The organism is Lacticaseibacillus huelsenbergensis (assembly GCF_029726355.1).
Classification (GTDB): domain Bacteria; phylum Bacillota; class Bacilli; order Lactobacillales; family Lactobacillaceae; genus Lacticaseibacillus; species Lacticaseibacillus casei.
This window is the reverse complement of sequence record NZ_CP120687.1, coordinates 2,863,354-2,875,378: the sequence shown is the minus strand read 5'-3', so window position 1 is coordinate 2,875,378 and position 12,025 is coordinate 2,863,354. Positions and strand designations below refer to the sequence as shown.

The 12,025-nt window shown below is 48.6% G+C and carries 12 protein-coding genes; all 12 read left to right on the top strand.

Features of this window, described 5'->3' with window-relative positions:
• Positions 1 to 62: 62 nt before the first annotated feature.
• The 12 genes from rpe (at position 63) to LHUE1_RS13230 (ending at position 11,874) form a co-directional block, all read left to right on the top strand.
• Positions 63 to 713: a ribulose-phosphate 3-epimerase gene (gene rpe, locus LHUE1_RS13285; RefSeq protein ID WP_049169481.1), complete on the top strand. Its 651-nt coding sequence runs from the start codon at positions 63 to 65 to the stop codon at positions 711 to 713.
• Positions 710 to 1,378, top strand: coding sequence for a thiamine diphosphokinase (locus LHUE1_RS13280; protein ID WP_049169480.1), 669 nt, complete (start codon positions 710 to 712; stop codon positions 1,376 to 1,378). The genes rpe and LHUE1_RS13280 overlap by 4 nt, the downstream gene beginning before the upstream one ends.
• A 155-nt stretch (positions 1,379 to 1,533) precedes the next feature.
• Entirely contained in the window at positions 1,534 to 1,719 is a 186-nt protein-coding gene (gene rpmB / locus LHUE1_RS13275; RefSeq protein WP_010488015.1) for a 50S ribosomal protein L28, read from the top strand.
• 222 nt (positions 1,720 to 1,941) lie between these two features.
• Positions 1,942 to 2,304, top strand: coding sequence for an Asp23/Gls24 family envelope stress response protein (locus LHUE1_RS13270; RefSeq protein ID WP_010488017.1), 363 nt, complete (start codon positions 1,942 to 1,944; stop codon positions 2,302 to 2,304).
• Positions 2,305 to 2,363: 59 nt separating this feature from the next.
• Positions 2,364 to 4,040: a DAK2 domain-containing protein gene (locus LHUE1_RS13265; protein WP_049169479.1), complete on the top strand. Its 1,677-nt coding sequence runs from the start codon at positions 2,364 to 2,366 to the stop codon at positions 4,038 to 4,040.
• Between the two features lie 109 nt (positions 4,041 to 4,149).
• Positions 4,150 to 6,189: an ATP-dependent DNA helicase RecG gene (gene recG, locus LHUE1_RS13260; protein WP_277848127.1), complete on the top strand. Its 2,040-nt coding sequence runs from the start codon at positions 4,150 to 4,152 to the stop codon at positions 6,187 to 6,189.
• Positions 6,190 to 6,212: 23 nt separating this feature from the next.
• The gene (plsX, locus tag LHUE1_RS13255) at positions 6,213 to 7,262 is read left to right on the top strand and encodes a phosphate acyltransferase PlsX (RefSeq protein WP_049169477.1); all 1,050 of its coding nucleotides are present in this window, start codon (positions 6,213 to 6,215) and stop codon (positions 7,260 to 7,262) included.
• Positions 7,263 to 7,292: 30 nt separating this feature from the next.
• Entirely contained in the window at positions 7,293 to 7,535 is a 243-nt protein-coding gene (gene acpP, locus LHUE1_RS13250; protein WP_047106272.1) for an acyl carrier protein, read from the top strand.
• Between the two features lie 470 nt (positions 7,536 to 8,005).
• Complete coding sequence (locus LHUE1_RS13245; RefSeq protein WP_010488029.1) at positions 8,006 to 9,028, top strand: ABC transporter ATP-binding protein; 1,023 nt, start codon at positions 8,006 to 8,008, stop codon at positions 9,026 to 9,028.
• A 2-nt stretch (positions 9,029 to 9,030) separates the two neighbouring features.
• Entirely contained in the window at positions 9,031 to 9,984 is a 954-nt protein-coding gene (locus LHUE1_RS13240) for an ABC transporter ATP-binding protein (RefSeq protein WP_049169476.1), read from the top strand.
• Positions 9,984 to 10,946: an oligopeptide ABC transporter permease gene (gene opp4B, locus LHUE1_RS13235; protein WP_049169475.1), complete on the top strand. Its 963-nt coding sequence runs from the start codon at positions 9,984 to 9,986 to the stop codon at positions 10,944 to 10,946. The genes LHUE1_RS13240 and opp4B overlap by 1 nt, the downstream gene beginning before the upstream one ends.
• 16 nt (positions 10,947 to 10,962) lie before the next feature.
• Positions 10,963 to 11,874, top strand: a complete 912-nt coding sequence (locus tag LHUE1_RS13230; protein ID WP_010488035.1) for an ABC transporter permease — start codon at positions 10,963 to 10,965, stop codon at positions 11,872 to 11,874.
• The last annotated feature ends 151 nt before the right edge of the window (positions 11,875 to 12,025 follow it).

Here is a 12,025-nt window from a genome sequence, read left to right as displayed (position 1 = left end):
GCCCAAGGCCACTTACACTCCGGCTTCTGACCGCGCTGGCTCGCGCTCACGGAGGGATTCCTATGAAAATTGCCCCATCAATTTTAAGTGCTGATTTTGCTCATTTAGCTCGCGATGTTGAAAAAGTCGAGGGAGCAGGGGCGGATTTGTTGCATGTGGATGTTATGGATGGCCACTTTGTCGGTAATTTGACGTTTGGCCCATTGGTTGTTCAGGCGTTGCGTCCGGTGACGAATCTGCCGTTGGAAGTGCATCTGATGGTGAGTGATCCGGGTGTTTGGGCACCGGAGTTTGCCAAGGCCGGTGCCGATACGATTTTGGTGCACGAAGAAGCAACCAGTCATCTTTATGGTGTCTTGCAACATATTCGCGCTGCCGGTGTTCGTGCCGGGGTGGTGGTGAATCCCGGGACGTCATTGAGCAGTCTGGATGAAGTGTTGCCCCTTGTCGATCAGGTTTTGGTGATGACGGTCAATCCCGGATTTGGTGGGCAGAAGTTCCTGACGCCAATGGTTGATAAGGTTGCGCGATTGCACAAAATTCGGCAGGAACGAGATTTACATTTTGTGATCGAAGTTGATGGCGGGATTAACGACCAGACAGTGAAGGCGGCCGCAGCAGCCGGCACCGATATCTTTGTGGCAGGTTCCTATGTGTTCGGCGCACCAAACGTCAGTGACGCGATCACGTCGTTACGTGAGGCGGTCAAATGACAGACGTCAATATCATGGCTGGCGGACCGCACGAGAACCTCTCAGAGAATTGGCAACAATTAGCCGGCGAATGGATCGGGGTTGATCGGGGCACCCTACGATTGGTCAAAGCAGGTATTAAGCCGGTATTGGCAGTCGGCGATTTTGACTCATTGACAGCGAGCGAATTTCAATTAGTTCGGGAGCGTGTTCAAAAGATTGAGCAAGTCCCGTCGGCAAAAGACGATACGGATACCGAACTGGCGGTGAAGGCGGCCTTAACGGACTTTTCCGCGGACAAAGTGACGCTGGTCGGGGCAACTGGCGGCCGACTGGATCATTTTTTGTCCAACCTGTTTTTGCCGCTTCAGCCGCGTTTTCTTGATGACATTGAACGGATTCATCTTCTAGACGAGCAAAATCGCGTCGATTATTACGATCCGGGAAAACACGAAATTCAGCCGTTACCGGGTTATCGCTACGTGGCGGTTATTAATTTAACGCCCGTGACGGCTTTGACGATCATTGGTGCCAAGTATCCTCTGAAAGCGTGGGACGGTGCGTTTCCTTACGCGTGGGCGTCAAACGAATTCATTGGAAACGAACCATTTACGGTCAGTTGGACAGCAGGCCAAGTTGCGATCATTTACAGCCGCGATCGTATCGGTCAAAAAGTCGACAACTAGCTACCAAATGACAGTCAGTGTGTAATCATTGTCGCGACCAATCGAGGCTGTCAAGTAATTTTACTTTGCAAAACTTCTTGCATTCGCCGCGGGGCTATGATAAGTTAGTTGAGTGAAAAATTCGAGGGTGACCTTGAAAAAAAGGAGGTCATATTGTGGCTAAAGATGTTATTACAGGTCGTCATACCACGTTTGGCAATAAGCGTTCACACGCTTTGAATTCAAGCCGGCGCACATGGAAAGCCAACCTGCACAAGGTTCGTATCCTTGTTGATGGTAAACCAAAGCGGGTATGGGTTTCTGCACGTGCCCTTAAATCAGGTAAACTGACCCGGGTTTGATCCCATAAATACAAAAAGATCCTGACAATGAATGTGATGCATCCATCATTGTCAGGATCTTTTTGCTTCTTCAGCGCGGAAGTCGGAGCATCCGTCAGTGAGAAGGCCTAGGCAGGAATCCACAAGCGGTGGCGCTTTTAATGCTTTCGTGCCTATGCTACACTAACTGGTAGAATTGTACACGGTGTGAAAGCGCATCGTGAATGGCTAGGAGGATTCAGCATGGCGGTCAAAATCAAAACCAAGTATGGGATTATCGACATTTCCAACAATGTCATTGCAACAGTGGTTGGTGGTGCCGCGACATCGATTTACGGGATTGTCGGGATGGCAAGCCGTAACCAGATTCGGGATAATCTCAATGACATTTTGAAGCGTGAAAATTATGCGCGCGGTGTTGTGGTACGCCAAACTGACAATGGCGTCAAGATTGAAGTCAACATCATTGTCAGTTATGGTACCAAAATATCCGAAGTTTGCCGAAATGTCCAAGACAAAGTAAAATACAACCTCGAAACGATGTTGGGGGTCACAACCGACGAAGTGACCGTCATCGTCCAGGGCGTCAAGGTATTAGGCGACTGACATTAAGGCACTGTCAGCTGACGGTGTAACGATATTAAGTTCTTCGAGGAGGATGTTTCGTGGCAGTAACCGAAATAACGGCGACTAAATTCCAGGACATGATCCGGGTAGCCGCACATCGCATCAATAAAAATGCTGATTTTGTGAATTCATTAAATGTTTTTCCGGTGCCTGATGGCGATACTGGAACCAATATGAATCTGACGTTTCAAACCGGTGCCAAGGCAGTGTTGGAATCTAATGATGCAGGCGTTGGCGATCTGGCCAAGCACTTAGGCAAGGGCCTGTTGATGGGCGCCCGCGGTAATTCGGGGGTCATTAGTTCTCAACTTTTCCGAGGTTTTGCCAAGAGCGTAGAAGGTAAAAAGAGTCTGACTGCTCAGGATTTGGCTGACGCGTTTGCTCATGGTGTCGAGACGGCTTATAAAGCGGTGATGAAGCCGGTTGAAGGCACCATCCTGACCGTTGCCCGCGAAGCAGCTAAGGCCGGCTTAAAAGCGGCTAATGGCTCAGATGACGCTTTGGTCGTTATGACGGCCGTTGTTAAGGGTGCTAAACGTGCATTAGCCAAGACGCCGGATCTGCTGGCCGTTTTGAAAGAAGTCGGTGTTGTCGATTCCGGCGGTCAAGGACTGGTCTTTATCTATGAAGGATTCCGTGAAGGCTTATCCGGCGAAGTCAGTTCGGATGTTCATGATGTCACGGATGAAGAAATGACCGAAATGATTAATGCTGTCCACCACCAAAGTGCCCAAACCCAACTGGATCCGGCCGACATTGTTTATGGTTATTGTACCGAAATGATGGTTGAACTCGAAACCGGCGATCATTTCAAGCACTTTGATTATGAACCGTTTCGTAACTATTTGAATACCCTCGGCGACTCGACATTGGTGGTTGCAGATGAAGAAGTGGTCAAAGTCCACGTTCACACTGAACATCCTGGCACGGTTTTTCGTTACGGCCAGCAATTCGGTGAGCTTATGAAAATCAAAGTCGATAACATGCGCTTACAACAGGAAAGCATTATTGAACGGGAAGGCTCTCTAGATGCTCATGCCAATGACCAACCACTAGCTGAGATGGGTGTTGTTGCCATCGCTGCCGGTGAGGGACTCGGCGAGCTATTCAAGAGTTTGGGCGTGACTTACGTGCTAAATGGCGGGCAAACCATGAATCCAAGCACCAATGACATTTTGGATGCGGTGAAGGCCGCTCACGCTAAGCATGTGATCGTCTTACCAAATAACGGCAATATTTTCATGGCGGCAGAAGCTGCTGCTAAGGCCGCAACTGACGTAGAAGTAGCTGTCGTGAAAAGTAAGACCATCAATCAAGGCATGACCGCTATGCTTGGGTATAATCCAGACGCCGATTTGGCTACCAATCAAAGCGAAATGACCGCACAACTACCGAATGTGATTAGCGGTTCTATTACGCAAGCAATTCGCGATACCACCATTAATGGACTGGCTATCAAAAATCACGATTGGATGGGGATCATTGACGGCACGATTAGCGTCACTGATCAGGATCGCCAACAAGCAGCGATTGCCATGGTAAACAAGATGATCAATGACGACAGCGAAATTGTCACGATCATTGTGGGCGCCGATGCTAATCAAGGCGAAGCGAAGAAAATTGCGGATGCGGTCGGCAAAGCGCATCCGGATCTGGAATTTGAAATTCACCAAGGCGATCAGCCGGTTTATCCTTATCTTGTCTCAGTCGAGTAAACAAGTTGCTTTACTGCCAAGGTGTCCCGCATGCGGGGCACTTTTTTGCGACATGAAAGGCTAAGCACAGTTTGTCGTTTACCATCTTATTGCGAAGGGAGGGATGATGATGGCGCTCACGGACCCGGTTAGCGTTTTACCCGGTGTTGGTCCTAAGCGTGAAGAAGGCTTGGCCAGTTTAGGCATTCATACGGTCGGTGATGTTCTGTTTTATTTTCCATATCGCTATGATGACCTTAAAGTTAAAGACCTTGCTGAAGCAACCGATCAAGAAAAGCTGACGATCAAAGGCGTCGTGGTTGCCGATCCGGTTATTAGCCGTTTTGGTCCGCATCGCAGCCGGGTGAATGTCAAGCTGCAGGTCGAACGCAGCGTCATTCTGGTCACTTTCTTCAATCAGCCGTGGCTAAAAGATCGCTTTCAGATGGGTGACGAAGCAGCAATTTTTGGCAAGTGGGATGCCCAGCGCCGCAGTTTGACCGGGATGAAAATTCTGGCCACCCAGTCACGGGATCAGCCGTCCATGGCGGCGATTTATACCGTGAATAAAAATATTCGCATGGGTACATTACTCGACCTGATTAAAGCGGCGTGGGCGCGTGATCATCAGCATATACATGACCTGATCCCCGCTAGCATTCGTGAGCATTATCGGTTAATGACGGACGAACAGCTGGTCCATGGGATGCATTTTCCCGACACACCGCAAGAAGCCAAGGCGGCGCGCCGAACCGGTGTTTTTCGCGAGTTTTTCCTGTTTCAACTGCAAATACAAGCGCTGAAACAGCTTAATACCAACAGCAGCAACGGTCTTGCCATTCCGTATGACAATCAGGCGTTGCGAGCATTGATTGCCACGTTGCCGTTTTCGTTGACCAATGCGCAAAAGCGGGTTGTGAATGAGATCTGTGCGGACATGCGCCGGCCCAATCATATGAATCGCCTGTTGCAAGGTGATGTGGGCAGCGGGAAAACGATTGTTGCAGCGATTGTCTTGTATGCGGCGGTCACAGCCGGCTATCAGGCTGCCTTGATGGTGCCGACAGAAGTGCTGGCGGAGCAACATTTTGCCAAGTTGCAGAAACTGTTCGTTAATTTCCCGGTTAAGCTGGGGCTCTTGACGGGATCGACAACCGCAAAGAGGCGGCGTGAATTGCTGACCGACCTGCGAATGGGCACACTTAATTTGATCATCGGTACCCATGCGCTGATTCAAAAAGGCGTCGATTTTAAAGCCTTGGGGTTGGTGGTTATCGATGAGCAGCATCGCTTTGGGGTCAACCAACGCAAGGTTCTTCAGGAAAAAGGCCAGAAGCCCGATTTACTGTCTATGACCGCGACGCCGATTCCTAGAACGCTAGCGATTACGGCATACGGTGAAATGGACGTCTCCACCATTGATGAACTACCGGCAGGACGCAAGGCGATCACGACTACATGGCTGCGTAAGAACCAAGTCGGTCAGGTTTATCAGCTGATTCGCAGTCAGGTGCAGGCAGGAAGCCAGGTGTTTGCCATTACCCCGCTGATTGCGGAATCGGAAAAGATCGACCTGCAAAACGCCGAGCAGCTTTTTGCAGATATGCAAAAAGCGGTTGGCAATCTTGGGCAGGTTGCGTTGTTGCACGGCAAAATGAAGCCGGATGAAAAAGATCGAATCATGCGGGCGTTTAGTCAGGGTGACATTGCGGTGCTGGTTTCGACGACGGTGGTTGAAGTTGGGGTGGACGTCCCCAATGCGACGGTGATGGCCATTTTCGATGCCGATCGCTTCGGCCTATCGCAACTTCACCAGCTTCGCGGCCGCGTGGGTCGTGGTAATAAGGCAGCACAGTGTTTGCTGATTGCTGACCCTAAAAATGAGCAAGGCATCGCCCGCATGCAAATCATGACCAAAACCAATGACGGCTTCTTGTTAGCCCAAAAAGATTTGGAAATGCGCGGTTCGGGTGATATTTTTGGAGATAAGCAGTCAGGACTGCCGGAATTTAAAGTGGCCGATCCTGTCGGGGATTTTCCAACTCTGGAAGCTGCCCAACAGATTGTGGCCCGGATTTTTAAAACTGATCCGCACTTGCTGGAACCTGAGCATCAACCGCTAGCCGCTTATCTGGCTGCTAGTCGGCAGATGAACGGCAGTTTGGATTAAATGCGAAAGGAACGAAGGATTTTATGAAAATTGCAATTGATGCAATGGGCGGTGACCACGCTCCGGAAGTTGTGATTGCCGGAACGGAAAAGGCACGCGACCATGACGCGGATTTGGAATTTATCCTTTATGGGGATGAAGCCAAAATCAAACCTTTGATTCATAATCAGGATCGGCTGACGATCGTGCACACGGCCGAGAAGATTAACAGTGACGATGAACCGGTTCGGGCGATTCGGCGTAAGAAACAGGCTTCGATGGTGTTGGCGGCGCAAGCAGTTAAACAAGGCGACGCGGCCGCGATGGTTTCACTAGGATCCACCGGGGCGTTATTGGCAGCAGGTTTATTCATTATCGGCCGGATCAAGGCTATTGAACGGCCGGGTTTGTTGCCAACCTTGCCGACTGTTGACGGTAAGGGCTTTGTGATGTTAGATGTCGGCGCCAATGCGGAAAATCGCCCGTATCATTTGTTGCAATACGCGATCATGGGCAGCTACTACGCTAAAGACGTTCGCGGCGTTGACAATCCACGCGTGGGCTTGCTTAACAACGGCACAGAAGCAAACAAAGGCGACAAGTTGCATCAAGAAGCGCATGATCTTTTGGCGGCTGCTCCTGGGATTAACTTCGTGGGAAACGTCGAGTCCAGTGATATTCTCAATGGACCTGCCGATGTGGTCGTCACTGACGGCTTTACCGGCAACGCAACGTTAAAGGCAATTGAAGGCACTGTCCGCACTGTTATGCACATGTTAAAGGGTGCCATTTACGATGGCGGTGTTTCCGGCAAATTAGGTGGTCTGTTTTTGAAAAACAACCTCAAGTCGATGGCACAAACCTTCGATATTTCTTCATACGGTGGCGCGGTCTTGCTTGGGCTTAAAGCGCCGCTGGTCAAAGCTCACGGCGCGGCTGATGCTGACACGGTTTATTACACCTTGCTGCAGACAGCCAAAATGGTCAAAAATGGCACGGTAGCCAAAGTGGTGGATTATTTTGACGCTCACCCTGAAATTGCCGAAGCGAAAACCACTGATAAAGCCGTAGACAACGACGCTGGAAACAAGTAAACTAAATTGGCAGATGAATGGAGGAGCGGCATGAGTGAAGACGAAATTTATCAAAAGATCGCAGGCTTGATTCAGGACCATTTTCAGTTAAGTCCTGACAAAATCAGTCCAAGCTTGAATTTCAAGCAAGACCTTGATGCAGATTCGATTGATATTGTCGAATTTGTTTTGGAACTCGAAGATGCATTCGGCGCGGAAATTCCAGATGACGATGCGGAAAAGATCCAAACAGTTCAAGATGCGGTTGATTACATCAAAGCACATCAAAAATAGTGAATGCGTGAGCTGCCAGTGATGGCGGCTTTTTTATTTGTGAGCGCGAGCCGGCGCGGTTAGGAGCCGGAGTGTAAGTGGTCTTGGGCGTGATGGCCCGGTCTTAGGCCATTGCGACCAAGATCCTTACATGCAGGCTCCTGCGCCGGGGAGCGCGTTATGGTGAGCGCGACTCACTTTCGTTTTTACGAGCCGCACGCAGACGATAAAGGACGTTTTCTTCAAACAAACCGAATTTTCTGATATGATCAGCTTGCAGCATCATGTTGAGGATGCTCGATTTTCTTTAAAGCTCGCCATCCTTGTGCACGAATCATTGATGGATTTATCCGTAAATTTCGCGCGTCAATGGCGTTGGGACGCATTTTTGGCTTGCATAACCACTATAATTTCTTTATACTTAGAGACAATTATTTCAAAAATCTCATCTTGTTTTAATCTTGCGTCAAGGACGCAAAGGAGGAGTTCGTTTGGATAAACCTGAAGATTTGCTGCTAGATGTGCAACATCTGCACACCGGATTCAGACTTGGAGATGCTTTTTATGATGCTGTCGATGATGTCAGCATCACGTTACGAAAAGATGAGATTCTGGCGATTGTAGGTGAATCAGGCTCCGGCAAGAGTACTTTGGCAACCAGTATTATCGGGCTTCATGATCCGCGTAATACAAAAGTGACCGGTGATATCTTGTATAACAACCTGAATCTGGTCGGGTTAAATGAAACCCTGTTTGATCGGATTCGTGGTAAGGATATTGGTATGATTTTCCAGGATCCGTTAGCTGCGTTGAATCCGTTGATGCGGATTGGCGAGCAAATTGAAGAGACGCTGGTTTACCATACCAAGATGAACAAAGAAGAACGTGATAAACGGGTGCTGGAACTGCTGAATCAAGTCGGCATTCCCAATCCCGAACGGACGGCACGTTCTTACCCGCATGAACTATCTGGCGGGATGCGGCAGCGGATTGTCATTGCGATTGCGATTGCCTGCAAACCACCGATTATCATTGCCGATGAACCAACTACCGCTTTGGATGTCACGATTCAGGCACAAATTCTGGATTTGTTGGAAGATATTCAACGGGAAATGCATTCCGGCATTATTTTAATTACCCATGACCTCGGCGTTGTGGCCGAAACCGCTGATCGCGTGGCGGTGATGTATGCGGGACAGATTGTTGAAAGCGGCTCGGTGATGGATGTCTTCAAGCATCCGACCCACCCGTATACCCGCAGTCTGTTGCGCTCGATGCCGCAAGCCGACTCCGATGATGATGAGTTACACGTCATCCAAGGCGTGGTGCCGTCATTGAAGAATATGCAGATGGAAGGCTGCCGATTTGCTCCCCGAATTCCATGGATTCCGGCATCTGCTCACGAAGAGCATCCGACCATGCATGAAGTCGCACCTGATCATTTTGTTCAGTGCACGTGCTACAAAGACTTCTATTTCCCGGATGACGACCAAGCGGCTGAAAAAGGTGAGTAATTATGGCAATGATTGAAGTTAGAAATCTAAAAATACATTATCCCATTCGTTCCGGCTTCTTTAATCGGGTGACGGATCATGTGCTGGCAGTCGATGGGATTGATTTTGACATTGAGCAAGGCGAAACATATGGCCTGATTGGCGAGTCCGGTTCAGGCAAATCGACAACCGGCAAAGCGATTGTTGGACTGGAGCCGGTGACGTCCGGTTCGATCATGTACAAGGGTCAGGACATCACCAAGCGCAGCGTTCGCAAGCACATGCAGTACAACAAGGACGTGCAGATGATTTTCCAAGATTCGCTATCCAGCCTGAATCCCCGTAAGCGCATTGAAGATATCATTGCTGAGCCGATTCGTAATTTTCAGAACCTGACCAAAGACGAGGAGCGTCATCGTGTTCAGGAATTACTGGATATCGTTGGGATGCCGAGTGATGCTTTGTACAAGTATCCGCATGAATTTTCCGGCGGCCAGCGTCAACGAATCGGGGTTGCCCGAGCCATGGCGACGAATCCTAAGTTGATTATCGCCGACGAACCCGTATCCGCGCTGGATTTGTCCGTTCAAGCGCAAGTGCTGAACTTTATGAAACGCATTCAGGAAGAGTACAACATTTCTTATCTGTTCATCTCACATGACCTGGGCGTTGTGAAGCACATGTGTAAAAAGATGGCGATCATGCACCGTGGCCGCTTCGTTGAAATCGGAACGCGCGAAGATATTTATAATCATCCGCAACATATTTACACGCAACGGCTTTTATCCGCGATTCCTGATGTTAACCCCGATGATCGCGAGGAGAACAAAGAACATCGGCGCGAAGTCGAACGCATTTTTAAAGAAGAAGAATCTAAATATTATTCTAAGGAAGGCCGCGTTTTGGATCTCCAGAAGATTTCCGATACACATTACGTTGCGCTGCCAGATTCAACGATGAAGGGAGTGCATGATTAATGTGGAAAACAATTCTACGCCGGATCTTAATCATGATCCCGCAATTGATTTTGCTGAGTGTCTTGGTTTTCGTCCTGTCGAAAATGATGCCCGGGGATCCGTTATCCGGTAATTTTCAGCAAGGGCAAAGTGCAGCACAGATGGCGGCCTTACGTCAACAGTATGGCTTGAATGATCCGTGGTATATTCAGTATGTCAAATGGGTTGGTAACATGTTCCATGGTGATTTGGGCCAGAGCTTCGTTTACAAACGGTCAGTAACCGGTCTGATCGGCGAACGTGCCGTAAATACATTCTGGCTGGCATTGATGTCAACAGTAATTCTTTACGTTATCGCCATTCCAGCCGGTGTTATTGCCGGCCGTTATGAAGGCAGTAAACGAGATTCTGCAATTTCGGTTGCATCCTTCATTTTGATGGCTGTACCACCATTTGTTTTCTACTTGTTAGGGCTCATTTTCTTCGGCTTCTTCTTACAGTGGTTCCCAACCGGTGGGAGTGTGTCGTCGACGTATAATCCGGGAACAATTGGTTACGTTTGGGACCGGATCTATCATATGATCCTACCGGCGTTAGTGGCGGGCATTATTACGACACCAAGTACGATTCAGTATTTACGTACGGGGGTCATTGATAATACCCACCAGGACTTTGTTCGAACCGCGCGTTCTAAAGGTGTGCCGGATCGCGTCATTTTCAATAAACATATTTTGCGTAATTCCTTATTGCCGATTGCGGCGTTCATGGGTAACCAAATCACTATGTTGCTTGGCGGATCGGTTATCCTGGAAACGGTCTTCAGTTATCCAGGGATGGGCCAGCTCTTTGTTTCGTCGATGACCAGCCGTGATTATCCGGTGGTTATCTCGCTGGTGCTTTTGTTCGGCTTCCTGACGTTGCTTGGTAACTTACTGTCAGATATCATCATGAGTATCGTGGATCCGCGGATCCGGATCGAGTAGAAGGTGGGGAAAGTTTATGCAAAACAATGCAAATGAAGTGGCGGCTAACACCACAAAAATTGAACAATCACCTTCTAACTTCAAGGTGATTCTGAACGAATTCCGCAAAGACAAGGTTGCTGTGGTCTCACTATTCTTAGCGGTTGCGATTATCCTTGCTGCGTTTATTGGCTCAATGTTGTTCAATGTTGGCGGTGCAACGCAGGTTAATATCATGGATCGCTACACGTCACCGGGTGTCAACGGGTATATTCTCGGGACTGATGAAGGCGGCCGGGATATGTTCAAATATTTGTTCTTTGCTGCCCGCAACTCGATTACTATCGGGATTTCGGTGGCGCTAATCATTGAGTTTGTCGGGGTTGTCCTTGGAACAATTTCTGGATACTTCGGTGGCTGGATTGATTCCGTGATTATGCGACTCGTTGATTTTTGGATGATCATCCCATCTTTGCTCGTGATTATCGTTTTAGTTACGATTGTGCCGCAATATAACGTGATCTCCATCATTCTTATCATGGCGGCCTTCTACTGGATGACCACCACACGACTGATGAGATCGTTAGTGCTGTCGGAAGCGCGCAGTGAGTATGTCATGGCTTCAAAGACGTCAGGGACCTCTAACTTTAAGATTATGTTCACCGGGGTCTTGCCCAATATTAGTTCACTGATCATTACGGATCTGACGCTGACAATTGCAAGCTCTATCGGGATCGAAACCGCACTATCTTTCTTAGGTTTTGGGCTGCCAATGGAGACCCCAAGTTTAGGGACGCTAATTGGCTATGCATCAAATCCAGATTTGATTTTTAATCGCTGGTGGGTATGGTTCCCTGCAGTTTTGGTCTTGTTGACACTGTCACTCTCAATTAACTTTGTTGGCCAAGCATTACGGCGTGCTGCCGATTCACGGCAACGTCGTGGTTAAAGTCACGTTTTTTCTGAAAATTGATTTGAAAATTTATAAGGAGACACTCAGACAAAACTGGGTGCCTCTTTATTTTTGAAGAAAAAAAGAAAAATTTGTGGCGAAACATTGGTCATTTCGCTCTAATTATGCTATCATTTAACTCACATGA